Consider the following 25,486-nt stretch of genomic DNA (forward strand, 5'->3'; position numbering starts at 1 on the left):
TTTTACTTAAATAATAAACAGAATTGTTTGAAAAATGTTGCGAGGTTGCTATATACTAATGTATAAAATACCTTTTTAAAGGAGACGAGCTGAGTATGACGAGTAAGATGGAGAGCAGAGGATACTTTGGTGAGTTCGGGGGAAGCTTTGTACCGGAAGAACTTCAGCAAGTAATGGATATTTTAGAAGCAGAATTCTTGAAATATAAGGATGATCCGGAATTTAAAGAGGAGTTTCAATACTATCTAAAAGAATATGTAGGACGTGAAAATCCTTTAACCTATGCACAAAATTTAACGAAAAAGATTGGTGGAGCCAAAATTTATTTAAAGCGTGAAGACCTAAATCATACGGGTGCTCACAAAATCAATAATGCGATTGGCCAAATCCTGCTGGCTAAACGGATGGGTGCTAAACGCATCATTGCAGAAACAGGAGCAGGGCAGCACGGTGTAGCGACTGCGACAGCTTGTGCGATGTTTGGTTTAGAGTGTGTTATCTATATGGGCAAGCTAGATACAGAGAGACAAGCGCTGAATGTCTTTCGGATGGAATTGTTGGGTGCCAAGGTTGTTGCAGTCGAAAAAGGACAGGGACGATTAAAGGATGCTGTTGATGAGGCGTTAAATGACTTGGTCCAAAACTACAAAAATACTTTTTATTTACTTGGTTCAGCTGTAGGGCCACACCCTTATCCATCTATCGTTAAGCATTTTCAGGCAATCATAAGTGAAGAATCAAAACGCCAGATTCTTGAAAAAGAAGGCAAGCTGCCTACTGCGATTATTGCCTGTGCGGGTGGTGGAAGTAATGCCATCGGTGCCTTTACTCACTATATCGATGAAGAAAATGTCCGTTTAGTTGGTGTCGAACCGGCTGAAGCCCCGAGTATTTCACAAGGTGTACCGGCAGTATTGCATGGATTTAAAAGTTTGACGTTATTGGATGAAAAGGGAGACCCGCAGCCAACTTTTTCGATTGCTGCAGGTTTGGATTATCCAAGTGTGGGTCCGGAACATAGCTTCTTGAAAGATAGTGGTCGAGCGGAGTATGTAACAATAAAAGGTGAAGAAGCTCTTGAGGCCTTTCAAATTTTGTCCAAAACAGAAGGGATTATTCCGGCTCTCGAAAGCTCTCATGCTGTAGCGCACGCGTTGAAATTGGCAAAAGAGTTAACAAAGGATGACATATTAATTGTTAATTTATCAGGACGTGGTGATAAAGATGTAGAGCAAGTATTTAAAATGCTAAAATAGGTGAAATTTTAAAAGCCTCCTGGAAATAGGAGGCTTTTGTTTGGCTAATTATTCCCTGTAATGGGTTGATCGACTCCATTGACATCAAGGATATTGTTTCCGTTCAGCCCACTGGCCGTAAAGACGATTGCAGCTGTGTTCGCTGAGCCGGAGCCGGTGACAGTTTTGTTGGAAGATTTCGGCGAAATGACGGCTGCATCACCGAATAATAGATTTCCATCCGCTACATTAAATACTTGAACTGGGCCGACAATGGCTGGCATATGAATTCCTCCTTTTTCATTTTAAGTTTCATTCGATCCATCCTCGTTTTGTGTCTCTTCATTTTTTTTAGGAATCTGTCGAGTGTGATGCACTCTGGATTCCATGCGTATATGGCCGACATTCCCCACACCGACAACGGATGAAGTTGATATCCCAATAATGTGGACATTGCCAACACGGATAAAGGGATTAGGGTTTGAAAATTGTGGAAGAAAGGGTTCATCAATCCTTGGAATATAGAGGGGCATCTTAAAGATGCTGAAATCGCTGAATTGAAATTCTTGTGGCTGGAAATTATCGCTTTTCTTCTGAATTGCCAATGCTTGTGAATTTCCGTCAATATAAGAACAGTCTCCGATTTGCATGGTGGAACTGAATATTAACGCCTTGGAAGAAATGGACTTTACTTTTGATATTCTTGAAAACATGTCTTTTATCCTTTTGGAGCAAGCGGAACGAATGGTCCGACGATAAAAGATTCCGGGGGTGTATCGAATGCGGAAGATAGTTGGATGGTTTGGACGTCCCCAATGAGAAATAAAGCAGAGCTTGCTACCCCGGTAATGTGAATATCGCCAACACAAAGTTGGTGATTGGTTACATTAAACTCCATTTGGATTTCCTCCTGTCTCGGCTTGTGAGTTGGTAATGAATTGAATCAAAGCTGCCTGAATATCAGACTTTACTTTTTCTCTGATCTTTTCTTTAACGTTATCCCGCTGCTGCGGTGCGCGTTCTGGAAACGTAAGATTATCAAAATACATGTTGATGCGTTGATGTAGCTGGCGCTCCACATCCTGTCTCATGAAGTCGTGATAGGCAGGTTCAAGTGATATTTTCAATTGTCCTTCCGTATCACTGATCATATTTTCTAAGTCTGAAAGAATCTCGTTGTAGATTTCCTGTGCGACAATCTCCCGGCCAGGAAATAGATAAGGTGCAGGTGGGACCGCTTGGTTATTTACAGCAAATTCATCAATTTTATTTAAATCATTAGGGTTTAAACCGATATTCAGCGTTCCATCTAAAGATTCGACCTTTAATTGATCAAATTTATATTCAATTTTATCAACGTGGATTGGCGGTTTTTTTTTCAACTCGCCAAGTTCATCTGTCAGGCGTTTGAGTTCGTGTTCAAGTTTCATAATCCGCTTATCCTGGGCTTCAAGAAAACGCTGCATTTGTATGGAATATGAATATAAATCATGATTCACGATTCAACACCTCACCTTTATTCTGATGACAAATTTTATATATGACAGTATATGAAATTTGATAGATGTAGGTGAGTGAATGCCTATAATGGGACGAAACTGGTCGCTGGAACTACATCAGCCCCAATCTGAGGAGCGGCTTCAGTGTATCCGCCGGTATTGGCTAAAGTGGAATATGGTTTAATCACTCCGGCGCTGCCTATTTGAAAAACGGATGAATTAGCTATGCTTTCAATTTTTATCATATTGATTTGAATTGTTTGGTGGATATTGAAGATCATGGTGACCTCCTTTCTAAAATAATACGGCTAGAGATTTAATACCAATGGCTGGTCAACACCATCAGAATCATACGTATTTGTGGTACTGTAGGCATTATATAGTGAAATGGATTCCCCTGTATTAAAAGAGCCAGCACCTGCAAATGTTTTTGCAGTGGTATATGGACTTATCTTAAAGACGTCGCCAATATGGACAACTCCACTGCTACCGACGTTAATAACTTGAACAACTCCTACGATAGCCGGCATGAAAAATCACCCTTTTTTTATTCTGTTTTTTCCCGAGTGCATAGGCAGTAAGCCTACCTTATTGTTGGAAGTTTCAATGTATTGTATGTTGTTTCCTTTTTGATGTGATTCATCTGTCTATTTCATATTGTTATAGAACAGTGATAAATGTCATTGGATAATAAGATACAGATATGGTAATATAATGATAAATTCGCAATTTTTAAATAAAATAAGAGGTGATGAGATGAACGTACCTTTGGTATTATCGCATTTTTTGGATCGAGCAGCCTTACTATATGGCGATAAGAAAGCTATTATTGGAGATGATAAGCTCTTAACGTACTTGGAGTTAAATGGCCGTGTCAACCAGCTTTCTAATGGGTTAAGGGATATTGGAATTAAAAAGGGAGATAAAGTGGCTTATTTGGCACCGAATTCGATTGAAATGCTTGAAGGCTTTTATGGGATATTTCAACTTGGAGCCGTAATTGTTCCTTTGAATATCCGGTTAACTCCTGCTGATTATGTTTTCATTTTGAATCATAGTGAGTCCAAGGTGCTTTTCGTAGACCAGGATTTGTACCATCTTATTTCATCTGTTAAGGACCAACTTGAATCAGTGGAACATATCATTGTGCACTATAAAGAGGAAGAAATAAATGAAACCGATTACAACAAATGGTTGGAGCATTTTGATAAAGAGAGCTTCGATCGGGAGCAAGTTGATGAAAATGATGTTTCGAGTCTCCTTTATACAAGCGGAACGACCGGTAACCCTAAAGGGGTCATGCTGACTCACCGCAATAACTATTTGCATGCACTAGGTGCGATGCATCATATCAGAGTTAATGATCGCGATACATATTTGCACGTTCTGCCAATGTTCCACGTGAATGGCTGGGGTGCTCCATTTTATTATACGGCCAATGGTGCCACTCAAGTTTGTTTAAGAAAAACTACCCCTGAATTGATATTTAATGCGCTTGAAAAGCATAAGGTTTCCATTATGCATATGGCACCAACTGTTCTTAATTCATTGTTTCAATATTATGAACAGAATGTGCCCACAATAGAGCAGGATATCCGTATAGTTGTTGCGGGTTCCGCTCCGCCGCCTGCATTTGTCACAAGGGTAGAAAAAGAGCTAGGGTGGGAATTTATCCAAATATACGGAATGACTGAATCAACCCCGATTAGTTTGATTTCATTGATTCGTTCTGAATTCGACGACCTTTCTGAAAAAGAAAAATACAAAATGAAAGCGAAAGCCGGTTATCCTATCATAGGCAGTGAAGTAAAGGTTATTCATGACAGCGGTGAGGAAGTAGCCCATGATGGCGTGGATATCGGGGAGCTCATTATCCGCAGTCACGGGGTAATGTTAGGTTATTGGAAAAATGAAGAAGCGACCATGCAGGCACTGAAAAATGGTTGGTTGCATACTGGAGATATGGCGACAATTGATAAGGATGGGAATGTCGATATTGTCGACCGTAAGAAGGATATAATTATAAGCGGAGGAGAAAACATCTCTTCCATTGAAGTCGAAGGAATACTATATGAACACCCGTATATTCTTGAGGCGGCAGTCATAGCCGTTCCTCATGAAAAATGGGGAGAGACGCCACATGCCTTTATTGTGCTAAAATCGGGCGTGGAATTAACCGAAGAGGATATCATGACCTATACACGAGAAAAATTAGCTCACTTCAAGTCAGTCACCAGTGTAACTTTCGTTAAGGAACTGCCAAAAACGGCATCCGGAAAAATACAAAAAATCCATCTTCGTAATGATTATTGGGAAGCTAAAGGAAAATCAGGTAGATTCGTTAATTAATGCTCGTAAACGCTGCTCAGTGATGGGCAGCGTTTTTTCATGTTCGACGACTAACACTGCTAAATTGTATTATAGATCCAGAGATGTGGAAATTGGAAAATGAAATAAAACTGGGAGGATCTGCACTTATTTTAATTGTGTTTCCAGCTTGATTATTTGTTTCCTATTCTAAATCGTTAGAGAAAGTGCCTCACAAAAAAATATACATACTCTCTTTCGGATATCAAAATCCCTTTTATAATGTACAGTAGGAATGGCACCTATGACCACTTTAGCGGCCCAACATTTCCCTGCATGTAAAAACAATCTTTGTATCATAAAGCTCCTATTCAATTAGTAAAGTAAAGGTAATTTTAACCTATTGGCAATTTTCCAAAGTAAAGGTAATTTTAACCTATTGGCAATTTTCCAAAGTAAAGGTAATTTTAACCTATTGGCAATTTTCCAAAGTATAGTTGTAAACCATTCCTCTAAACTCATTTTTCTAATATTCTTTATTTTATCAGATATTATCCTTGAATTTGTTCAATAAAAAAGCTCCTGTTGAACTATATAGTGTTAATATTATAAATATTTTAAATTATTGAGAATGTGGGTGTGGGCATGAATCGTTTTCATTATAGCTGGATTATTTTAATCATTACATTCTTCTCCATTATCGTAGCGGGAATCGTTAGGTCATCATCAGGGGTATTCATCGTACCATTTGAAAATGAGTTCGGATGGGATCGTTCCATCATTTCTTTAGCCTTTGCGATAAGTCTTTTTCTATATGGATTATCAGGTCCATTTATGGCCGCTTTAATTGAAGTGCTTGGATTAAAGAAAATGATGGTGTTTGCCATGTCAACTTTATTGGCGGGGGTTATTCTCACATTTTTCATGGAGCATGAGTGGCAACTAATTCTAATTTGGGGGATTATTATTGGATTAGGGTCCGGACTATTTTTAACGGTATTAAGTCCATATGTGGCGAATCGTTGGTTCGAGAAGCGAAGGGGTCTAGCAGTAGGGATATTAACAGCAAGTACGGCTACAGGTCAGCTGGTTTTACTGCCTGTTTTGGCCATTATTATAGAGAATTATTCTTGGAGATGGGCGATTGGCTTAATTATGGTCCTTAGCTTAATCATGCTAGCAATCATCCTATTATTTATGAAAAACAACCCGAAGGAAGTTGGAATTCTTCCATATGGACTAGAAGAGGAAAGCCAAGAGGCTAATTTAGTTCAAAAGAAGAATCCCATTGTTATGGCTTTCCAGTCTTTAATTGAAGCAGTGAGAGTAAAGGAATTCTGGTTATTAGCAGGAAGCTTTTTTATATGTGGACTTTCAACGAGCGGATTGATAGGGACTCATTTCATTTCTTACTGTATTAGTTTTGGATTACCTGTTGTTACGGCTGCGTCTCTGCTTTCTTTTATGGGAATCTTTGATCTAATTGGTACGACTGTATCTGGCTGGTTATCAGATCGTTTCGATAACCGTTGGTTGTTGTTTTGGTATTACGGTCTAAGGGGGGCTTCTCTCGTATTACTACCTTTTGCGCTACAAGAAGGCTCAATCATCCTACTGATTATCTTCTCTGTGTTTTACGGATTGGATTGGATAGCGACTGTACCTCCAACCATTAGCATCTCAAGACAAGTCTTTGGGATAGAGAAAAGTGGAATTGTATACGGTTGGATATTCGCGTCCCATCAGGCAGGTGCAGCAGCGGCGGCGTATGGCGGGGGACTTATCTTTAAAATATTCAGCTCCTATACATGGGCATTCTTTCTTGCAGGAATCTTTTGCGTATTGGGTAGCTTGTTTGTCATACTAATAAAAAAACAAAAATCGGATTTATTGGTTAAAGATGATGCAATGAGGCTATAAAATATTCGTGTACGCTCCATTTCTAATTCTGTACTTGTACCTTGTTGCAACAAGGACTGGAGCTAAATCTGAATGAAAGAGGGTGAAACTGTGAAGGACACGATGGTTCCATTGCAGGAAAGTAAACGGATTGTCAGCATTGATATTTTACGAGGATTAGCCATTTTGGGGATCTTTTTAGTGAATATGCCTTCTTTTCATTCTCCGCTCTTGTATATAGATGGTGTTGAACGATGGACTGAAGGTTGGGACCGGATTTTGTACAGATTCAGTGATATTGTTGCGCAAGCCAGTTTCTATCCGCTATTTGCGTTTCTATTCGGTTTCGGGGCAATCATACTAGCGGTACGGTGTGAGGAAAAGGGTGTCTCATTTCCTTTCCTATATATGAAAAGACTCTTTTTTCTACTAATGCTTGGGTGCATTCATGCCTTTGCCATCTGGCATGGGGACATACTTATTAATTATGCGATATTTGGATTTGCATTTTTACTTTTTTATAAGGTGCGAGGAAAGAATTTGATTTTGCTGGGCTCGTTTTTTTATGTCATCCCTTTTGCGATATTGGGCTCGCTTTTTCTTATTATAGGAGTTTTTGATAGGGAAGAGATGGAGATTACGACTGATTTGACGATGATGAAACAGTCTCTTCAAATTTATCAATCTGGTACATTTACGGAAATAATAAGTCAAAGGGCACTAGATTGGTATATGGTGAATAACCCATTTAATGCTATTATCCTCTTTTTATCTATTTTTCCGTTCTTTTTAATTGGTGCTGGCGTAGCAAAGCAAGGCTGGCTACATAATCCAGTTCGGTATAAACGACAATTGAAGGCGATATCGATCGTAAGCTTGATATTAGGATTGTCGATTAAGGTTCTGCCGTATGTGACGGTATACCATTTTGGCACGATATTTGTGCAGGATTATTTTGGTGGACCGCTGCTGACGATGTTTTATATCACTGGGATTACTCTGCTGGCTGAAAAAACCAGAGCTTCTCGCCTGTTCCAAGCGCTTTCGTATGTCGGTAGGATGTCGATGAGTAATTACTTATTTCAATCGATTGTTTGTACGTCCATTTTTTACTCATATGGCCTAGGCTTATATGGCACAGTCTCTTACACAACAGGGTTTATCTTACTTCTTGGTGTGTTTTCCGTTCAAATTCTACTCAGCCTATTGTGGATGAAAATGTATAGATACGGACCGGTTGAATATGTATGGCGTTTTGTTACATATGGTAAAAAACCAATTATGAGTCGGAGAGGACTAGTGGAGAAGAAATGTAAATGATGTTCATTAAATTGTTGGTTTTAACTATTTAGGCGAAACCTTAGTTTTGTTTTTTTGTAAAAGCCTATGATATGATGAAATAGAAACTGAACGAGGGGGCAAAAAAATGACTACTCATATACACATTACAGCTTGGGTTATCGGAATCATTCTTTTCTTTGTCACATATTCGATGCTTAAAAGTGGAAATCCGAAAGCAAAAATGCTACATATGATAACACGTTTATTCTATCTATTGATTTTCCTTACTGGCGGAATGCTGATTACAGATTTTGGTGTTTACGCAGTGAAAATGATTGTCGGAATCATCGTTATTGCCGCGATGGAAATGGTGTTGGTCCGTACGAAAAAAGGAAAAGGCACGAGTGCAATGTGGATATTGTTCATCGTTGCATTTATTTTCGTCCTTTATTTAGGATTCTCCCTTCCACAAGGAATGAAATTTTTTTAAGACATAATGAAAACGGGTGAATGAGGATATCTCATTCGCCCGTTTTTTTTATACGGAATTGTAGTTATATTTTTTTATTGTGAATTCACTTTTTCTATGATGATCCGTTTTCCTGTGTTCAGGGTGAACTCAAAGCGATCGTGATCCTTTTTACCATATGAAAAATGGTGCTGAACGAGGCAAATTTGGGCTTCATTATCAAAGGTGAAGAAGTTTACCCCGGACTGGTTAGAGAGTGCCCTTAAAAAAGTGAGCTGATTATAGCTATATATACAATCATAAATAGAAAAATCAAGTGAATTTAAGGTCGTTACAAATTGAAAAAAAGAGTCGTCGTTCAATTCTTCCAATAATCTTTCAAAAGAGTAAAGCAGTTTTTTGCGAATCCGGATGGGTTCATTTTCTCTTAAGAAGGTTATTTCTCGATGAAGGAGGATTTTCCCCTCTTCTTCTACCACTCCTTGCTGCCAACGGCCCCCCCTGTACACTTCGATGATACTGTCAATGTGGTCTTCAATGGAACAAGCCTCATCAGTTTCATCATCAAAAAAAATCCATTGTTGATTGATATTTTCCACTGTTCCTTCGGTAAAAGCTCTCGTTTGTCTGTTCATTAACTTAGTTCGTTGTTGCTGACTCATACATATACCTCCAATAGTGGAATCCTCACCTACTTTTTAGTCAAAATCCAATGAAAATATAACTGTATATTTTAAAATATTATGGACAAATAACCAACTTTCCGTCTTTGCATAGGCTATGTTTAAACAGTGGATGCTTTGCTCAACAATTCATTATCTACATGAACGTTGAGGGTAGGGGAGTCCCACGGAATCATGCTAATAAATACTTAAGATTTCTTTGCAATTGGCGCTCAAATTCAGAAATATAGGGACGGATATTTTTTTGATAGACCGGATAGAAAGGATGAAGTGTGATGTGTGGGATTACAGGCTGGGTGCATTTTCAAAAGGATTTACGGACAGAAACAAAAACACTTGAAAATATGACAAAAACGTTGGCAAAGCGGGGCCCGGATGAGGAAAATGTTTGGAGCGAAGCCCATGTTGCTTTTGGTCATAAAAGGTTGACGGTTGTCGATGCAGAAGGCGGAAAACAGCCGATGACGAAAGAACACGAATACGGCAGATATACGCTTTGTTATAATGGAGAGCTATATAACACCGAAGACATTCGAAAACAGCTATTATTAAAAGGATATTCCTTTAAAGGTCATTCTGATACAGAAGTTTTACTAACTTCTTATATAGAATGGAAAGAAAAATGTGTCGACTTGTTTAATGGGATTTTTGCGTTTGCGATTTGGGATGAAAAAGAACAGAAATTATTCATTGGAAGAGATCGGATGGGAGTAAAGCCATTCTTTTATGCGGAAAGAGACGGTGGGCTCATTTTTGGTTCGGAATTAAAAGCAATCCTTGCCCATCCTGACGTCAAAACGGAGATCGACCGCGAAGGCTTATCTGAAGTGTTTGGCGTTGGTCCTTCCCGAAAGCCAGGATCAGGTGTATTTCATAATATCCAGGAGTTAAGACCTGCCCATGCGCTTACCTTATCAAGGAAAGGGCTCCGGATTTGGAGGTATTGGAATGTGAAAAGTGAAGAACATCGAGATACCCTCGATGAGACGGCCGAGAAGGTCCGCTTCCTTGTTAAAGATGCAGTGACGCGACAACTCGTATCTGATGTTCCACTATGTACCTTCTTGTCAGGAGGACTGGACTCAAGCGCTATTACGGCTATTGCTGCAAATGCCTATCAAAAAGAAGGTAAAGGCCCGCTTCATACGTATTCTATTGATTATGAAGATAATGAACGATATTTTAAAGCTAATGATTTCCAGCCTAACTCTGATGGGCACTGGATTAAAATGATGTCGGATACCTTTAATACGGTGCACCATTCATCGATAATTACTCAAGAACAGCTAACAGATTATCTAACCGAAGCGGTTCATGTCCGTGACCTCCCCGGCATGGCGGATGTCGATTCTTCTTTGCTTTGGTTTTGTAAGGAAATTAAGCAGGATTTTGTCGTGGGTCTATCTGGAGAGTGCGCGGATGAAATCTTCGGCGGTTATCCGTGGTTTCATCGTGAAGACGATTTGAATCGTGCTGGGTTTCCATGGATGAGATCGACCGGAGAGCGGGTATCTTTATTGAAAGCGGGATGGCGTGAGAAATTAAAGTTGGAAGAATATGCGCAAGAAGCCTATTTAACAACTGTTGCTGAAACACCTAGATTGGAAGGAGAAAGTGGTGAAGCGGCAAAGCGCAGGGAGCTTTTCTACGTGAATTTATTATGGTTTATGACGACACTTCTTGATCGGAAGGATCGAATGAGTATGGGAGCCAGCCTGGAGGTTCGCGTGCCGTTTGCCGATCATCGCCTTGTGGAATATGCATGGAACATTCCTTGGGAAATGAAAATGGCTGGAAACCGTGAAAAGGGGATACTGCGAAAAGCATTGGAAGGATTGTTACCGGATGAGGTTTTGTACCGTAAAAAAAGTCCATACCCTAAAACCCATAACCCGATATATACGGACCGTGTTCAAGGGTGGCTGAAAGACTTACTAACGGACAAAAGTTCGGTCCTGCATGAGTTTTTCGATAAACAGAAGCTAACCGATATTGTAGATTCTAAAGGTGCTGCCTTTAAGGTACCGTGGTTCGGGCAATTGATGTCTGGCCCTCAGTTACTGGCCCATTTGGCGCAAACTCATGTGTGGTTCAAGGAATATGATATTCAGATTATTGAATGAAAAAACGGGGCAGGATGATATTCTTTGCCCCGTTTCTCTTTTCCTCAATGATTAAATGCGAGAATTTTATATTGATAGCCATCTATTTCAAATTGACTATCCTTCGTTGTTTCTTTTGTCCTTAAATCTGTAAGTGAACGGCCTTCTAAATCAAAAGGAAGCGTAAATGATTGCTGGACATCTGTCGGATTAATTAGTATCACGACAGAACGAGCATCGTTGTACTTTTGGTAGGCAACTATATTTTCGTTTCCGGTTGTATCAAGGAATTTAAACTTTCCATCATTTGCAAGCAATCGTTCCTCTTTTCTTAACAGAATTAAAGCTTTAATTTCATTAAGAAGCTCGCTATTCTGTTTTTCTTCTTCCCAAACCATACATTTGCGGCAACCTGGATCTTGGCCTCCCGTTAAGCCAATTTCATCTCCATAATATATACAGGGACTGCCATTGAATGTCAGCAAGATAGCGTGGATGAGCTTAGCTCGAGCTACGTCTTCCCCACAATCCGTGAAAATCCTAGGTGTATCATGGCTACCGAGAAGATTGAACATCACGTCAAAAACATTGGTGGGATAACTTTGATAGACAGCTGTCATTTCCTCAATAAACTGGCGCGCATGGATGGTTTGTGAAGCGACCAGGCGGAAAACATGGTTAGTAAAAGGGTAATTCATGACGGCATCAAACTGATCGCCGCGTAGCCACGGCATGGAGTCGTGCCAAATTTCACCGAGAATATAAAGATCAGGTTTGATATCTTTCACCGTTTTTCGGAATTCACGCCAGAATGGTTGATCTACTTCATTGGCTACATCGAGTCTCCAGCCGTCTATATCGAATTCCTCAATCCAATAAGTTGAGACTTCGAGCAGATATTTTTTTACATCCGGATTGGCTGTATTCAATTTTGGCATCGATTCAAAAAAACCGAATGTTTCATAATTAGGTCTTTCCCCTCCTTTTAGAGGAAAGCCGTGAGTATGAAACCAATCCTTATATTCTGAGTTCTCGCCTTTTTCAAGGAGATCCTGGAAAGGAGGAAAGTAGTATCCACTATGGTTAAAAACGGCATCCAGCATGACACGGATATTCCGTTTATGGCATTCCTCGATTAGTGTTTTCAAAGTCTCCTTTGTTCCGAATTGCGGATCAATTTCCCGATAATCAATCGTATCGTATTTATGGTTAGAGTATGCTAGGAAGATCGGTGTAAAATAGATTCCGTTAATGCCAAGCTCCTCTAAATAATCAAGGTGTTCAATGATTCCTTCGAAGTCTCCACCAAAAAAATTATCAACGGTCGGGTCTTCACTGCCCCAAGGTTTTGCACCTTCAGGATCGTTGTTAGGGTTTCCGTTCGCAAAGCGCTCGGGGAATATTTGATACCAAACAGTATCTTTGACCCATTCTGGTGCCCCAAATACTTCATTTTGATGAAGATAGGGGATGGCGAAATAGCTTCCGGGGTCATTCGGAGGTTCATTAAAAAAACCCTTTTCCGTGTAAATGACCTCTTCATTTCCGGAGTGAACCTTAAATCCATACCGAATCCTTCGATAGGGAGGCTTCACATAAATATGCCAATAATCATATTGGTTATCGCTGCCGGAGAGGCTCATTGGTTTTTCTTCATGCTGCCATTGTCCTTTATCCGAAATATATGGGTCTCCAAAAATAAGTCCGGCGTATGAGATATCCTGTTTTTTTGTACGAAGTCGGATATGAAGAGTTTCAGCGTTGGTGGTATAAGCGTAATTGTCATTAGCTCTATGATGGATGGATGAACGTTCCATAGAAAACCACTCCAATTCTTAAAAGAGTATTTGAGGAAATTAATATTGAAAACAGGGAATTTTTGGCTGTTATGAGGTTTTCTATATGTAGTTAAAATTAGCCATTTTTAAGTAGTATTAAATGCTATTTTTCCAATATGGTTATATACCCAATTAATAGAAAAAAGCACCTATTAATTAAAAAATAACAAAAAGTACTCATCACTACAAGAAAATAAATAGATAAAGGAAAATGTTGTAAAAATCGAAGCCTTTCATATAATGATAACAGAAGGATTTGGTGCCGCTTTCATTATTAAAAAACTTTATTAGTTTAGATGGGCTGGCAAACTGAAGTGTAAACAATCTGGTGCTTTTGGACATGATAGAATAAACATTTTAAAAAGGAGAATGAAAGTGAAGAAGTTGATTTTTCATTTATTCATGTCCATGTTCTTGATTGTTATTGGAAGTGCTTGTGAATCCAGTTCAGAATTGGAAAGTAAAATAGTAAAAGAAAATAAAAAAATCGAAAAAGAAGACACGAATGAAGCGAAACCAGAAAAATTGATTGTTTGGGAGGAAAAAGGTAAAGCAAATGGTCTAAAGCCGGCGATTGAAGCATTTGAAAAGAGATACGGAATCAAGGTTGAGTATGAAGAGATAGAAATGGCTAATGAGATGTATGACCAACTTCGTCGCAATGGGCCAATCGGGAAAGCTCCAGATGTAGTGACTTTTTCGCATGAAAAGGTCGGGCAGATTGTGAAAGAAGGTCTGATTCAGGAAGTGAAGGTGAATGAAGACGTACTAAATACCTTTATTGAATCCTCAATCCGGGCCGAAATGTATCAAGGAAAGGTTTTTGGACTTCCAAAGTCCGCTGTAACCTCTGTTTTAATTTACAACAAAAAATTAATGGCTAATGTTCCTGAAACGATGGATGATTTATATAAAAAGGCGAAGGAATTGAGAAAAGGAAAAGTATATGGTTTCTATGCTGAATGGAGTGACTTATATGATGCGTATGGAATAATGGCCGGGATGGGCGGTTATGTATTTAAAGAAAAAGATGGGAATCTAGATCCTACGAACATCGGATTAAATAATAAAAGTGCTGTAAAGGGTGCTAAGTATATTCAAAAATGGTATAAAGCAGATGTGATGCCAAAAGGGGACGAAGCAGCGATAGAGAAGTTGTTTATAGAAGGGAAATTGGCTTCTTTCATGAGTAAAGGTAGTACACTATCTGATAGGAAGAATACAGGGGTGGCGCCATTGCCTGTATTGCCAAATGGCCAGCCGATGAAAACGTTCATGGATATCAAAGGCTGGCATGTAACAGCCTTCACAAAATATCCTTACTGGTCTACAAAGTTAGTAGAATTTTTGACAAAAGAAAAATATGAAATGCTCCGCTATGATAAAACAGGAGAAATACCTCCTTTAAAATCTATCATGAACAATGAAGCAATCAATGAAAATGAAAGAGCACAAGCCTTAAGCATACAATTACAATATGCTGAACCTGTGCCGAATATACCGGAAATGAATGAAGTATGGAAGCCGATGAAATCTGCCATGAAAGAGATAGCTTCTGGAAAATCAAAGCCGAAAAGGACTTTAGATGAAGCAGTAAAGAGGATAAAAAAAGAATATTAATTGCGAATTACTTTTTCCAATTCGACAACGTTCATTTGTATCTCCATTTTGTCCCTTTAGTGTAAAGATTTTTATAATTTGGATTTGACGTTATGGGGGCAAAAGGCTAATCTTAAAGGCGTAAAGAGATAGCTAGGAGGAGAGCGGATATGAGAAAAAGAGTGTTATCACTCGCTTTAATTCCGTTGCTTCTTTTTTACGCCATTCCAGTAGGAGCAGCTGAAAAAGAACAACGAACATGGAAGGACGAAATCGTATATTCATTAATGATCGACCGATTTTTCGATGGTAATACACAAAATAATGGAGATGCGGATGTAAATAATCCTTCTGCTTTTAATGGTGGAGATTTTGAAGGTATTACAAAGAAACTAAATTATTTAAAAGATATGGGATATACCGCTATCATCTTATCGCCGATTTTCGCTAATGAAGAAAATGGCTATCATGGGGATTGGGTTAACGATTTTTATAAAACAGATGAGCACTACGGTACGATTAAAGAATTCAAAAAACTTGTGAATGAGGCTCATAACCGTGATATGAAAGTAATTATTGACTTTCAGGCCAATAATGTGGGACCTAATCATTCTTGGTTAACTGATCCTAATAAACAAGACTGGTTCCATGAAGAAAAAGAGATTTCTAATGACAGTAATCAGGAAGATTTGGAAACAGCCTGGATCGATGGCCTTCCGGATTTGAATCAGGATAACAAGGAAACGCGAGATTATTTGCTTGATGCTGCCAAATGGTGGATTACGGAAACGGATATTGATGGGTACCGTCTGAATAAAGTCCAATACGTAGCAAAGGATTTCTGGAAGGATTTTGTCGAAACAGTCAAGTCTGAAAAATCAAATTTCTATACAATTGGCGATGTTCAAGGTGATGCCGCCTTGATTTCAAGCTATAAGAAAACGGGTATCGATGCTTTTATGGCTTATCCGCAAAATGTTATGTTAAAGGAGACATTTGCTGCGCCCGATAAAGATTTGAACCCGGTGTTTGATGCATTTGTGAAAAGTGAAGATGTAAGCGAGAGCAAAGGTTCGCAGGCATTGTTTATGGATACTCAGAACATGCCTCGTTTTACGAAGGCTGCAGCAGATCATAATGAAAACCCCGGTACACGGTGGAAAATGGCGTTATCATATCTTTATACGATGCCAGGAGTACCAATCGTATTTTATGGATCGGAAATTGCCCTAAACGGCGATAAGGCCCCTGATAATCATAAATTAATGGATTTCAAGACGGAACAGGAATTAGTGGATTATATAACGAAGCTTTCTGAACTTAGAGACATGTATCCTGCTTTGACAAAAGGGGATATGGAGCTTTTATATGAAAAGGGAGGAACATCGGTATTCAAGCGCGTCTATGGTGATGAAACAATAGTTGTCGCCATGAATAATACGACTGAAACTCAATCGATAATCCTCACTGATAAGGAACTTGAAAAGAATAAAGAGTTGAGAGGTATGCTGAATGGGGATCTGGTCCGTAGTAAGGACAACAGCTACTCAATCGTAATCGACAGGGAGACGACAGAAGTCTACACTCTATCACCTAAGTCGATTATAAATATTCCTTACCTGTTTGTTATAGGATTGGTTCTTGTTATATTTGGTATATTTATTGCTTTGGTTATTAAACGTTCAAAACGAAACCAGCCAAAATAATCATATACCTCTCGATTTTTGGTAGCTGCAAAACATTGTCCCCTTGGCTTTGTGGAAAACAGAATCGGGAGGTTACAATATGAATAAGACCTGGTGGAAAGAAGCGGTTTGTTATCAAGTCTATCCCCGTAGCTTTATGGATAGTAATGGTGATGGAGTGGGAGATTTAAGGGGGTTAATTTCAAAGCTGGATTATCTGCAGGAACTTGGAATCGATGTTATTTGGATTTGTCCATTTTATAAGTCACCCAATGCAGATAACGGCTATGATATTAGTGATTATCAGGCAGTTTCTGAAGAGTTTGGTTCGATTGAAGACATTGAACTTCTGTTGAAAGAGGTTCACCAACGTGGCATGAGAGTGATACTTGATCTTGTTTTGAACCATACAAGTGACGAACATCCATGGTTCGTTGAGTCGCGTTCCTCCCGAGATAATCCGAAACGAGATTGGTATGTTTGGAGAGATGGCCAAGATGGCCGGGAACCGAATAATTGGGAAAGTATTTTTTCCGGAAGTGCTTGGAAATTCGATGAATTGACCAATCAATTCTATTTACACCTATTTGCAGAAAAGCAGCCAGACTTAAACTGGAAAAACAAAGATGTAAGGCAGGCTCTGTATAAAATGGTTAATTGGTGGCTCGATAAAGGCATTGATGGCTTTCGAATAGATGCAATCACACATATTCATAAACGTGAAGGCCTACCGGATATGCCTAATCCGTATTGGCATCAGTATGTACCTGCCTTTGAAATGCATACCAATCAGGAAGGGATTCTGGATTATCTACAGGAATTAAAAGATGAGACTTTTTCTAAGTATGATATCATGACGGTCGGTGAGGCCAATGGTGTCAGGATTGAGCAGGCGGAAGATTGGGTCGGAGAAGTGAATGGAAAGTTCAATATGATTTTTCAATTCGAGCACCTTGGACTTTGGAATCGTGGACAGAATCAGAATGTTGACGTTAATGGTCTAAAACGTACCATGACTAAATGGCAGAAAGGGCTGCAAAACAAAGGATGGAATGCTTTATTTTTTGAAAATCATGACCAACCTAGAAGTGTATCGACATGGGGAAATGATCATCAATATTGGTTGGAAAGTGCGAAAATGATTGGGGCCCTATACTTTTTCATGCAGGGGACTCCGTTTATTTATCAAGGTCAGGAAATAGGTATGACGAATGTCCAATTTGATTCGATAGATGATTATGATGATGTCGGAATGAAAAATTTTTACCGGATTGAGACCTCCAAAGGTCGTTCACATGATGAAATCATGCACATCATATGGCATAGCGGCCGTGATAATTCTCGAACACCAATGCAATGGAACGATAAGAAAAATGGTGGGTTTACGGATGGCACACCGTGGATGAAGGTCAACTCCAATTATCGCGCCATTAACGTAGAACAGCAGAAGAATAATCCATCTTCTATTTATCATTTTTACAAAAAGATGATCGAACTTCGAAAAAAACACCAGGTTTTTGTTTACGGAGAATATGAATTATTATGGGAAGACCATCCTGAACTTTATATTTATACAAGGAATATGAATGGTGATTCAGCCAAGGTTGTATGCAACTTTAGCACAAATCATCATCAAATTGACCTGTCTCATTGGGGGAAAATGGAACTTTTGCTAGCGAATTATGATAATTGTCCGGAAGAAACAATGGTTAATTTGCGACCATATGAAACAAGGATTTATCGTTATTAACCTGTAATACCTTTCTGGATTTTAAATGGAAATAAGCTTTAAATCCAGTATTGTTAGTCGTCTGACTTCTGTCCTCACCCAAAGACACATGCTGTTTTTTAGAAGCTGATCTTAAATCAGCTTCTTTTTGATTTTTAAAAGAGAAGTAAAAAATAAAAAAGTAAGTATTTTCTGAAAATTGTTGAAAACAGTTAAAAAAGTATGGATATAACTATTGGAGTGAGTGTATTATAGATACATACAAATGTATAATTATAAAATAAATTAGAAAAGTGTTTATTGGTTTTCACCTTTTTTTTGAATGAAGTCAATAAAGGCTAAAGAGGGGAGAGGGGAAACGCATGGCCGTCACGATAAAAGATGTGGCACAACTGGCGAATGTTGCTCCTTCAACAGTTTCTCGAGTGATTGCTAATAATCCTCGGATAAGTGAAAAAACAAAGGTACGAGTTCGTAAGGCAATGGAAAAGTTAGGATATCATCCAAACTTCATTGCTCGTAGTCTTGCTAATCAATCAACTAGGATCATTGGATTGGTGTTACCAAGTTCGTCAAACGTTTTTTATCAAAATCCATTTTTTCCTGCTATCCTCCAGGGTCTTAGTGAAGGGGCTCAGGAAGAGCATTACTCTCTGTTACTAAGCACGGGGAAAACAGAGGAGGAAGTCTACGAAGGAGTCGTGAATATGGTTCAAGGGGGAATGGTGGATGGAATTATCCTTATGTATTCAAGGATGAATGATCACATTCTAACCTATTTACAAGCAAGGGCTTTTCCGTTTGTTGTCATTGGGAAACCCTATGATTTTATTGAGGAGATAACGTATGTTGATAACGATAATGTCTTGGCTGCCGAACAGGCAACTGACTATCTCATTCAATTAGGCCATGAAAGGATTGGATTCATTGGAGGAGATGTAACTTTTGTGATGACCCTCGATCGATTGTTAGGATATGAACGTGCATTGAAAAGGGCTGGTATCGTTCCAAGAAGGGAATATACTATACATGAGGACTTTTTACATGAAGGTGGACTAGCAGCAGCGAAAAGATTACTATCGATTGACAAGCCACCATCCGCACTTGTCGTCAGTGATGATCTTATGGCACTAGGAGTCGTACATTCTCTTCGAGCGATGGGAGTACGGACTCCTGAGGAAATGTCAATTGTCAGCTTTAATAATGTTCTTTTCTCTGAGCTATCACTACCTGCACTAACTTCTGTAGATATTAACATTTTCGATTTAGGATATCAGGCCGCTAAAAGCATCATTCAAAAATTACAGAATGGTGATACTCCGGTAGGGTCCATTATTCCCCATCATTTTGTGGAAAGACATTCTTGCAGACCAATAAAGCAAGAAGCGATGGCTATGACTTATTAAACAAAAAGAGCATTGTGTAAAAGCAATGCTCTTTTATTAAAATTGTACACTGAAGCTTTTGAATGTATGGACACCGGTTCCGTGTTTGGCTAGTTTGTTCTCTTTAAGGTACTGAACGGCTTCCAGGACTTCATCAAAAATCTTTGGTTCGAGACCGAGTTGGTTATGTCCCCCATAGATTTTGGAAACTCCTTTGATCTTAGCAATTTTTTTCAATGAATTAACAAGGTCTACTGGGTCTGTTGAGGGATAAAAGGCGTGAATTGGAGTCTCGGCATAAAGTAAATCACCGGTAAATAAATATCCTGTTTTATAATCTAAAATTGAGATGTGTCCCGGGGAATGCCCCGGTGTGTGAAAAATACCTAAGATCCTGTTTCCTATATCAATAGTATCCCCATCTGAAAGGAGCTTATCAGGATTCCCTTGGTATGGCTTGTATGTAAAAGGATCAAATAATTCTGGGACGGGTATGGTGATATTGCGAGACATATCTTTTCTTATTTGTTTCAAAGACAATCCTTTAATTCCGTTAATCAGCCAGTCGGCATCATCATTATGAACATAAATAGTATCAAAATCACCGTGACTCCCAATATGATCTGCATGCACATGTGTCGTCAGGACGATAATAGGAAGATCTGTTAACTGGTCTGTTATCCGTTTAATCGTATCTATGCCTAACCCTGTATCAATTAACGCAGCTTGGTTCTCTCCCAGCAGTAAAAAGGAATGTACCTTCTCCCAATGACCATATTCACTGATCGCAAACGTTTTCGAGTCTAATTCTTGAACGGTAAACCATGGATCCACAATGTACGTCAAAGAAAATCACTCCTCACTTAGACTTAGATTTCTATATGTTCAGTCAAAAATCCTTCGTAAATAATGAAAAAAACAGTGGATTTCATTTGCGAAAACCACTGCTTTTGAAGTTTATTTCATTATCCGTTTACAACGGAACCACCGTTAACATGGATAACTTGTCCGCTGACATAGGATGAATCATCGCTTGCCAGATATACATAGGCAGGTGCTAATTCTTCTGGCTGGCCAGCGCGGCCCATAGGTGTATTTTGACCGAATTTGGCAACATCTTCTTCCCCGAATGAGGCAGGAATAAGTGGTGTCCAGATTGGACCTGGAGCAACACCATTAACTCTGATTCCATCTTTTGAAATAGAATTCGAAAGTGCTCTTGTGAATGCTAAAATTGCGCCTTTAGTTGATGAGTAATCGATTAATTTTGGATTACCTTGATAGGCTGTGATAGAGGTGGTATTAATGATGCTGCTTCCTTTTTTGAGATGTTTCAACGCAGCTTTTGTTAAGTGGAACATCGAGAAGATATTAGTTCGGAACGTTTTTTCTAATTGTTCAGCTGAAATATCAAGGATGCTTGTCTGAACGTGTTGTTCACCTGCGTTGTTGACTAGAATATCCAAACCGCCGAACTCATCGACAGTTTTTTTGACGACATCCTGACAAAAGGCTTCATCTCCAATATCTCCGGAAATGAGTAAACATTTCTGTCCCTCTTTTTCGACCAATTCTTTTGTTGTTTTAGCATCCTGATGTTCATCTAAGTATGCAATTGTAACATTAGCTCCTTCTTTTGCGTAATAGATAGCGACGGATTTACCTATTCCGCTATCTCCGCCAGTTATGATTGCGGTTTTCCCTTTTAATTTGCCGCTTCCTTTATATTCTGATTTAACCGACTTGGGGTTCGGATTCATTTTTGTTTCCACACCAGGCTGATGCTGTTGATGTTGCGGTGGAAATCCTTGTTTATTTTGGTTTTGGTTTTGACTAGTCATTAAAACCCCTCCTGTTTAATTATCTACACTATTTCTATTCCTTGCTTTTGGAATATGAAAACATGGTAAAAATAACCAATAAAATAAATCTGGCGTAAAACCCCTATTACTTTAACTTAAAACAATAGATTAAATCATTTTTTATATAAGACCTGTAGAAAGCCTAGAAGAAGGGCATAATGTCTAAGTGAAAAGCATATGAGATTCTTCGGATATAAGGGAACATGAATAGCATTTCCATATTCCATTAAGGCGATTCATTCGGAAAAAGGACTGAAGAGCGTCCTAGAACATAAAAAGAGACCCACCCATAGTGGGTGAGCCTCTAATATTAGCGGTAATTTAAAAATTGTACGTCAATGGATAGGTCAGCGCCTCGGATAGCAGAGATAATACCTTGCAGATCATCCCTGTTTTTTCCAGTTACACGGATTTGGTCATCTTGTATTTGACTTTTCACTTTAAGTCCGCTGTTTTTAATGATGGTATTGATTTTTTTCGCTTGTTCCTTATCGATGCCTTGAATGAGTTTAGCCCGTTGGCGAACAGTACCACCAGAAGCGCCTTCTAATTTTCCGTAATCCAGGTTCTTAATTGGTACGTCACGTTTAATGAGCTTACTAATTAGAACATCTTTTAATTGATCGAGTTTATACTCATCGTCAGATACTAAAACTAAGTCTTCTTTATCAATGGTAATGCTACTTAAGCTTCCTTTAAAATCATACCGGGTCTGAATTTCTTTCATTGCCATAGTAACTGCATTTGTTACTTCTGAAAAGTCTACTTTGGATACAATATCAAATGAATTTTCCTTTGCCATCACTTACCTCCAGCAGGGTTTATTTCCTTTATTATAGAGAAAGTAGGATAGGAAGACAACCATATAGGCTGTATATGTATATATCGACAACTACATATAAAAAAGCAGGGGACAGCCCCCCGCCTCATTTATGGTCTGTTTTCTTCGAATAAGAGTACTTACCTGCTTCGAGGTTTTCCTGATAAGAGATATTTCTTTCAGTATTTATAGCTTGGTTATCTTTTGGTTTTTTATTGTTATCAGTTGTTTTTGACATAATAAAACTCCCTTTCATAATCATGATCAATATATATTGTTCACAATTATGAAAGAGAGTATGTATGTTTATGATTTCGCAGGGGTATCGTTTAAGAAGAAGAGAGCAATTGTTCCAGGACCGGCATGTGCACCAATTACGGAACCAATTGAATGAATCATGAACTCAGTTGTCCCAAATTCATGTTGTATGGCGTCCTTCCACTCCAATGCGGTTTCTGCATCGTCACCATGACTGATAGCGATCGTTTGGGTTGTCAAATTTTTGCCTCGTTCATGCATTAATTCGATAACTCGTTTAATCAATTTCTTTTTACCGCGTATCTTTTCGAGTGGAACCAGCTTTCCTTCTTCAACATGCAATAACGGTTTAATGTTTAATAATCCGCCAACAAGGGCAGATGTTTTGGATATACGTCCGCCACGAGCTAAGTATTCAAGATTATCTACTGTGAATAGATGCTCCATATGATGAGTGCGGAATTCGATGTCAGCTAAAATCTCTTCTTTAGAGGCGCCGCTTGCTGCTAGTTCGGCTGCCTTTTTTACGATTAACCCGACTCCCATTGACGCACATTTCGTATTGACGATTTCAATGTCCAGGTCAGGGTGTTCATCTTTTACCTGATTATGAATCATTACAGCTGTTTGATAAGTTCCTGATAACTCAGAGGAAAATGCAATATAGATACCTTGTCTTTTCTCCTTAGCAAACTGTGTGAAAAGTTCTATAAAGTATTCCGGAGAAGCTTGCGATGTTTTTGGAGCTTTTCCGTCAATCATCGCTTGATAGACTTCATGAGAATTAATGGTAAGTAGGTCTTCATAATTCTCCCCATCAAGATGAACTTGTAAAGGGATTAATGATACATTGTTTTCCTTATAGAAAGACAATGGCAAATCACATGCACTATCTGCAAGAATTGTGATAGCCATAATACACCTGCTTTCTTTTTACAATTTTTAGTAAATGAGTTTTACTCTTTTTTAGTGTAGCACGTAACGGCAAAATTTCAATCTCTTCATAAATAGAATAAATAATTAAGGGTAAAAAGATAATAGGATTAGGGTGAAATGGAGGTTTTTAGGATGTATAGAAGTGAAATAAAGAAAATTCTCATAGTAATAGTTGGTGCATTTTTGAATGCCATCGCGATGAACTTTTTTTTAATCCCGGCTAACGTATATGCGAGCGGCTTTACTGGGGTGGCACAGCTCCTATCAAGGATGATAGGGTCTTTTGCACCTTTTAATATATCGACCGGGATTCTGTTGCTTTTATTAAATATCCCAGTAACCATCATTGCTTGGAGAAAAGTTGGAAAGTCCTTTACCTTTTATAGCTTTCTCAGTGTTATCTTAATGTCTCTTTTCATGGAAATCATTCCAATTACCCGCTGGTCACCGGACATATTATTGAACGCGGTGTTTGGCGGAGTTATAGCTGCAGTAGGAGTTGGGATTACCTTGAAATTCGGGGCATCAACAGGCGGGATGGATATTATCGCGATGCTTCTGTCACGGAAGAAAGATAAGCCTGTGGGTACTTATTTATTTCTGTTAAATGGCGTGATTATTGTAACGGCAGGCGCTGTATATGGACCGGAAAAAGCATTATATACACTTGTTACGCTTTACACATCAACCCGTGTGGTGGACGCGATACATACACGTCATGAAAAGCTTACAGCTATGATTATTACAAAGAAAAGCGAAGAACTTAAACAGGCAATTCATGCTAAGTTAGTTCGCGGAATTACAAGGGTACCGGCAAAAGGAGCATTTACAAACGAAAGTAAGGAAATGCTGTTGATAGTCATTACAAGGTATGAACTGTATGATCTGGAACGGATCATTAAAGAAGTTGATCCACATGCTTTTACCAATATCATAGAAACTTCTGGAATTGTTGGTACTTTCCGAAGGGAATAAGAATATTAACAAAAAGTTAAGGCCATTACACTTCTATGACAAATGGAGTTATGGCGGTGTTTTATGTTTATTGCCAGTACAAATCGGCTAATTTTAATAATGTAGCGCCAATATTAAATCTTAATGAGGAGTGATAATAATGGCTAACAACGAAAAAATGAGTAGAGAAGAAGCAGGACGTAAAGGCGGCGAAGCCACCTCGAAAAATCACGATAGAGATTTTTACCAGGAGATTGGACAAAAAGGCGGTGAAGCTACATCGGACAACCATGATAAAGAATTTTATCAAGAGATTGGACAAAAGGGAGGAGAGGCCACTTCCGATTCTCATGGAAAAGATTTTTATAAAGAAATCGGTGAAAAAGGTGGAAAAGCACGAAACAGCTACTAATAAAATAAGTAAAAGCCTCCAGATACCTGGAGGCTTTTACTTATTTTGGGTGGTTTTCCAGTTCCTCTTGAAGTTCGCGTAATTGTTCTTTTTCAGCATCATTCGTATTGGCAAAAGCCGATGAAAGAGCATTTTTAGCGATTTCCTCAGTTTTTTGCTGGTCACCATCATTCGTATTCGCAAAAGCCGATGAAAGAGCATTTTTACCGATTTCCTCAGTTTTTTGCTGGTCACCATCATGCTCAGAGTGGAGAGCTTCTTCAACAAATTCTCTAGCTTTCTGGAATAATTTGTTTCCCATTAGAAGCCACCATAGCTTTGTTCTGACATAATTCTCAATCTGTCTTTTTCAGCTTCTTCAAACGTAGTGTGATAAGGGATTCTTTCGGCATGCTTGGCAACACTTTGTTTGCCTTGCTGTACAAATCGTCTGCTTTTACCCATGCTTATCTCCTCCGATTCTGAGCGTTTGACAACATAACAGGAAGCTGTTGTCCATATTAGTTTGGCTACAAAAAGAGATTTTATAAAGG

At 38.8% G+C, this 25,486-nt stretch carries 27 protein-coding genes; 12 read left to right on the forward strand and 15 right to left on the reverse strand.

The genetic code is table 11. The features are described from left to right. Positions 1-95 precede the first annotated feature (95 nt). Positions 96-1,256 carry a tryptophan synthase subunit beta gene (gene trpB, locus NST21_RS06495; protein ID WP_340888360.1) on the forward strand — a complete coding sequence of 387 codons (1,161 nt, stop codon included), beginning with the start codon at positions 96-98 and terminating at the stop codon, positions 1,254-1,256. Between the two features lie 44 nt (positions 1,257-1,300). On the opposite strand, the gene NST21_RS06500 is transcribed toward trpB, so the two are convergent. The 6 genes from NST21_RS06500 to NST21_RS06525 all read right to left on the reverse strand — a co-directional run bounded on the left by NST21_RS06500 (position 1,301) and on the right by NST21_RS06525 (position 3,264). After that, positions 1,301-1,519 carry a spore germination protein gene (locus NST21_RS06500; protein ID WP_053344949.1) on the reverse strand — a complete coding sequence of 73 codons (219 nt, stop codon included), beginning with the start codon at positions 1,517-1,519 and terminating at the stop codon, positions 1,301-1,303. 21 nt (positions 1,520-1,540) lie between these two features. Then, positions 1,541-1,948, reverse strand: a complete 408-nt coding sequence (locus tag NST21_RS06505) for a spore germination protein GerPE (RefSeq protein ID WP_056528105.1) — start codon at positions 1,946-1,948, stop codon at positions 1,541-1,543. 5 nt (positions 1,949-1,953) lie between these two features. Then, entirely contained in the window at positions 1,954-2,133 is a 180-nt protein-coding gene (locus tag NST21_RS06510) for a hypothetical protein (RefSeq protein WP_056528107.1), read from the reverse strand. Beyond that, the gene (gene gerPC, locus NST21_RS06515) at positions 2,123-2,734 is read right to left on the reverse strand and encodes a spore germination protein GerPC (protein ID WP_056528110.1); all 612 of its coding nucleotides are present in this window, start codon (positions 2,732-2,734) and stop codon (positions 2,123-2,125) included. Before gerPC ends, NST21_RS06510 begins: the two co-directional genes overlap by 11 nt. A gap of 83 nt (positions 2,735-2,817) precedes the next feature. Then, positions 2,818-3,015: a spore germination protein GerPB gene (locus tag NST21_RS06520; protein ID WP_056528113.1), complete on the reverse strand. Its 198-nt coding sequence runs from the start codon at positions 3,013-3,015 to the stop codon at positions 2,818-2,820. Positions 3,016-3,042: 27 nt separating this feature from the next. Next, on the reverse strand, positions 3,043-3,264 hold the full coding sequence (locus tag NST21_RS06525; RefSeq protein ID WP_053344954.1) for a spore germination protein: 222 nt from the start codon (positions 3,262-3,264) through the stop codon (positions 3,043-3,045). A 226-nt stretch (positions 3,265-3,490) separates the two neighbouring features. Between NST21_RS06525 and NST21_RS06530 the strand changes: the two genes are divergently transcribed. From NST21_RS06530 to NST21_RS06545, 4 genes are all read left to right on the forward strand, one after another. After that, on the forward strand, positions 3,491-5,083 hold the full coding sequence (locus NST21_RS06530; RefSeq protein ID WP_340888363.1) for a long-chain-fatty-acid--CoA ligase: 1,593 nt from the start codon (positions 3,491-3,493) through the stop codon (positions 5,081-5,083). A 603-nt stretch (positions 5,084-5,686) separates the two neighbouring features. After that, complete coding sequence (locus NST21_RS06535) at positions 5,687-6,961, forward strand: MFS transporter (RefSeq protein WP_340888366.1); 1,275 nt, start codon at positions 5,687-5,689, stop codon at positions 6,959-6,961. A gap of 72 nt (positions 6,962-7,033) precedes the next feature. Continuing rightward, positions 7,034-8,260 carry a DUF418 domain-containing protein gene (locus tag NST21_RS06540; protein WP_340888368.1) on the forward strand — a complete coding sequence of 409 codons (1,227 nt, stop codon included), beginning with the start codon at positions 7,034-7,036 and terminating at the stop codon, positions 8,258-8,260. A gap of 106 nt (positions 8,261-8,366) precedes the next feature. Beyond that, positions 8,367-8,711, forward strand: a complete 345-nt coding sequence (locus NST21_RS06545) for a YisL family protein (RefSeq protein ID WP_340888369.1) — start codon at positions 8,367-8,369, stop codon at positions 8,709-8,711. 74 nt (positions 8,712-8,785) lie between these two features. On the opposite strand, the gene NST21_RS06550 is transcribed toward NST21_RS06545, so the two are convergent. Beyond that, positions 8,786-9,352: a DUF2777 domain-containing protein gene (locus tag NST21_RS06550; RefSeq protein ID WP_056528121.1), complete on the reverse strand. Its 567-nt coding sequence runs from the start codon at positions 9,350-9,352 to the stop codon at positions 8,786-8,788. A gap of 296 nt (positions 9,353-9,648) precedes the next feature. Here NST21_RS06550 and asnB point away from each other — a divergent pair, with 296 nt between their 5' ends. Continuing rightward, positions 9,649-11,496 carry an asparagine synthase (glutamine-hydrolyzing) gene (gene asnB, locus NST21_RS06555; protein ID WP_340888371.1) on the forward strand — a complete coding sequence of 616 codons (1,848 nt, stop codon included), beginning with the start codon at positions 9,649-9,651 and terminating at the stop codon, positions 11,494-11,496. A gap of 44 nt (positions 11,497-11,540) precedes the next feature. Here asnB and NST21_RS06560 read toward each other — a convergent pair whose 3' ends face one another. Continuing rightward, on the reverse strand, positions 11,541-13,292 hold the full coding sequence (locus NST21_RS06560) for a glycoside hydrolase family 13 protein (protein WP_340888372.1): 1,752 nt from the start codon (positions 13,290-13,292) through the stop codon (positions 11,541-11,543). 396 nt (positions 13,293-13,688) lie between these two features. On the opposite strand from NST21_RS06560, the gene NST21_RS06565 reads away from it, so the two are divergent. From NST21_RS06565 to NST21_RS06580, 4 genes are all read left to right on the forward strand, one after another. Then, positions 13,689-14,933 (forward strand): extracellular solute-binding protein, encoded by a 1,245-nt coding sequence (locus NST21_RS06565; RefSeq protein ID WP_340888375.1) that lies wholly within the window; start codon positions 13,689-13,691, stop codon positions 14,931-14,933. A gap of 149 nt (positions 14,934-15,082) precedes the next feature. Then, entirely contained in the window at positions 15,083-16,618 is a 1,536-nt protein-coding gene (locus NST21_RS06570; RefSeq protein ID WP_340888377.1) for an alpha-amylase family glycosyl hydrolase, read from the forward strand. Between the two features lie 79 nt (positions 16,619-16,697). Then, complete coding sequence (locus NST21_RS06575; RefSeq protein ID WP_056528133.1) at positions 16,698-18,347, forward strand: glycoside hydrolase family 13 protein; 1,650 nt, start codon at positions 16,698-16,700, stop codon at positions 18,345-18,347. A 341-nt stretch (positions 18,348-18,688) separates the two neighbouring features. After that, on the forward strand, positions 18,689-19,732 hold the full coding sequence (locus NST21_RS06580) for a LacI family DNA-binding transcriptional regulator (RefSeq protein WP_340888379.1): 1,044 nt from the start codon (positions 18,689-18,691) through the stop codon (positions 19,730-19,732). 36 nt (positions 19,733-19,768) lie between these two features. On the opposite strand, the gene NST21_RS06585 is transcribed toward NST21_RS06580, so the two are convergent. The 5 genes from NST21_RS06585 to NST21_RS06605 form a co-directional block, all read right to left on the reverse strand. Further along, positions 19,769-20,557, reverse strand: a complete 789-nt coding sequence (locus NST21_RS06585; RefSeq protein WP_340888380.1) for an MBL fold metallo-hydrolase — start codon at positions 20,555-20,557, stop codon at positions 19,769-19,771. Positions 20,558-20,676: 119 nt separating this feature from the next. Then, a complete protein-coding gene (locus NST21_RS06590) occupies positions 20,677-21,552 on the reverse strand; it encodes an SDR family oxidoreductase (RefSeq protein WP_340888382.1) in 876 nt (291 codons plus the stop codon). A gap of 331 nt (positions 21,553-21,883) precedes the next feature. Continuing rightward, a complete protein-coding gene (locus tag NST21_RS06595; RefSeq protein WP_053344966.1) occupies positions 21,884-22,375 on the reverse strand; it encodes a YajQ family cyclic di-GMP-binding protein in 492 nt (163 codons plus the stop codon). Positions 22,376-22,499: 124 nt separating this feature from the next. After that, positions 22,500-22,631, reverse strand: coding sequence for a DUF3941 domain-containing protein (locus tag NST21_RS06600; RefSeq protein ID WP_340888384.1), 132 nt, complete (start codon positions 22,629-22,631; stop codon positions 22,500-22,502). A 68-nt stretch (positions 22,632-22,699) separates the two neighbouring features. Next, positions 22,700-23,566, reverse strand: coding sequence for a DegV family protein (locus NST21_RS06605; protein ID WP_340888386.1), 867 nt, complete (start codon positions 23,564-23,566; stop codon positions 22,700-22,702). 153 nt (positions 23,567-23,719) lie between these two features. Here NST21_RS06605 and NST21_RS06610 point away from each other — a divergent pair, with 153 nt between their 5' ends. Next, on the forward strand, positions 23,720-24,562 hold the full coding sequence (locus tag NST21_RS06610) for a YitT family protein (protein ID WP_340888387.1): 843 nt from the start codon (positions 23,720-23,722) through the stop codon (positions 24,560-24,562). 139 nt (positions 24,563-24,701) lie between these two features. Continuing rightward, a complete protein-coding gene (locus NST21_RS06615; protein WP_340888388.1) occupies positions 24,702-24,953 on the forward strand; it encodes a general stress protein in 252 nt (83 codons plus the stop codon). Between the two features lie 40 nt (positions 24,954-24,993). Here the strand turns inward: NST21_RS06615 and NST21_RS06620 are convergent, their stop codons facing one another. Both NST21_RS06620 and NST21_RS06625 read right to left on the reverse strand, forming a co-directional pair. Further along, positions 24,994-25,254: a DUF3813 domain-containing protein gene (locus NST21_RS06620; RefSeq protein ID WP_340888389.1), complete on the reverse strand. Its 261-nt coding sequence runs from the start codon at positions 25,252-25,254 to the stop codon at positions 24,994-24,996. Continuing rightward, complete coding sequence (locus NST21_RS06625; protein WP_340888391.1) at positions 25,254-25,397, reverse strand: hypothetical protein; 144 nt, start codon at positions 25,395-25,397, stop codon at positions 25,254-25,256. The genes NST21_RS06620 and NST21_RS06625 overlap by 1 nt, the downstream gene beginning before the upstream one ends. Between the last annotated feature and the right edge of the window lie 89 nt (positions 25,398-25,486).

Source organism: Peribacillus sp. FSL K6-1552, from assembly GCF_038005205.1.
GTDB classification, from domain to species: domain Bacteria; phylum Bacillota; class Bacilli; order Bacillales; family DSM-1321; genus Peribacillus; species Peribacillus butanolivorans.

Coding starts and splice junctions, on each gene's coding strand:
- NST21_RS06525 (WP_053344954.1), bottom strand. CDS start 3,264: ATGCCGGCTATCGTAGGAGTTGTTCAAGTTATTAACGTCGGTAGCAGT.
- NST21_RS06540 (WP_340888368.1), top strand. CDS start 7,034: ATGAAAGAGGGTGAAACTGTGAAGGACACGATGGTTCCATTGCAGGAA.
- NST21_RS06560 (WP_340888372.1), bottom strand. CDS start 13,292: ATGGAACGTTCATCCATCCATCATAGAGCTAATGACAATTACGCTTAT.
- NST21_RS06620 (WP_340888389.1), bottom strand. CDS start 25,254: ATGGGAAACAAATTATTCCAGAAAGCTAGAGAATTTGTTGAAGAAGCT.
- NST21_RS06550 (WP_056528121.1), bottom strand. CDS start 9,352: ATGAGTCAGCAACAACGAACTAAGTTAATGAACAGACAAACGAGAGCT.
- NST21_RS06535 (WP_340888366.1), top strand. CDS start 5,687: ATGAATCGTTTTCATTATAGCTGGATTATTTTAATCATTACATTCTTC.
- asnB (WP_340888371.1), top strand. CDS start 9,649: ATGTGTGGGATTACAGGCTGGGTGCATTTTCAAAAGGATTTACGGACA.
- NST21_RS06600 (WP_340888384.1), bottom strand. CDS start 22,631: ATGTCAAAAACAACTGATAACAATAAAAAACCAAAAGATAACCAAGCT.
- NST21_RS06610 (WP_340888387.1), top strand. CDS start 23,720: ATGTATAGAAGTGAAATAAAGAAAATTCTCATAGTAATAGTTGGTGCA.
- NST21_RS06505 (WP_056528105.1), bottom strand. CDS start 1,948: ATGTTTTCAAGAATATCAAAAGTAAAGTCCATTTCTTCCAAGGCGTTA.
- NST21_RS06575 (WP_056528133.1), top strand. CDS start 16,698: ATGAATAAGACCTGGTGGAAAGAAGCGGTTTGTTATCAAGTCTATCCC.
- NST21_RS06570 (WP_340888377.1), top strand. CDS start 15,083: ATGAGAAAAAGAGTGTTATCACTCGCTTTAATTCCGTTGCTTCTTTTT.
- NST21_RS06615 (WP_340888388.1), top strand. CDS start 24,702: ATGGCTAACAACGAAAAAATGAGTAGAGAAGAAGCAGGACGTAAAGGC.
- NST21_RS06595 (WP_053344966.1), bottom strand. CDS start 22,375: ATGGCAAAGGAAAATTCATTTGATATTGTATCCAAAGTAGACTTTTCA.
- NST21_RS06530 (WP_340888363.1), top strand. CDS start 3,491: ATGAACGTACCTTTGGTATTATCGCATTTTTTGGATCGAGCAGCCTTA.
- NST21_RS06580 (WP_340888379.1), top strand. CDS start 18,689: ATGGCCGTCACGATAAAAGATGTGGCACAACTGGCGAATGTTGCTCCT.
- NST21_RS06545 (WP_340888369.1), top strand. CDS start 8,367: ATGACTACTCATATACACATTACAGCTTGGGTTATCGGAATCATTCTT.
- NST21_RS06605 (WP_340888386.1), bottom strand. CDS start 23,566: ATGGCTATCACAATTCTTGCAGATAGTGCATGTGATTTGCCATTGTCT.
- NST21_RS06625 (WP_340888391.1), bottom strand. CDS start 25,397: ATGGGTAAAAGCAGACGATTTGTACAGCAAGGCAAACAAAGTGTTGCC.
- NST21_RS06520 (WP_056528113.1), bottom strand. CDS start 3,015: ATGATCTTCAATATCCACCAAACAATTCAAATCAATATGATAAAAATT.
- trpB (WP_340888360.1), top strand. CDS start 96: ATGACGAGTAAGATGGAGAGCAGAGGATACTTTGGTGAGTTCGGGGGA.
- NST21_RS06590 (WP_340888382.1), bottom strand. CDS start 21,552: ATGACTAGTCAAAACCAAAACCAAAATAAACAAGGATTTCCACCGCAA.
- NST21_RS06510 (WP_056528107.1), bottom strand. CDS start 2,133: ATGGAGTTTAATGTAACCAATCACCAACTTTGTGTTGGCGATATTCAC.
- NST21_RS06500 (WP_053344949.1), bottom strand. CDS start 1,519: ATGCCAGCCATTGTCGGCCCAGTTCAAGTATTTAATGTAGCGGATGGA.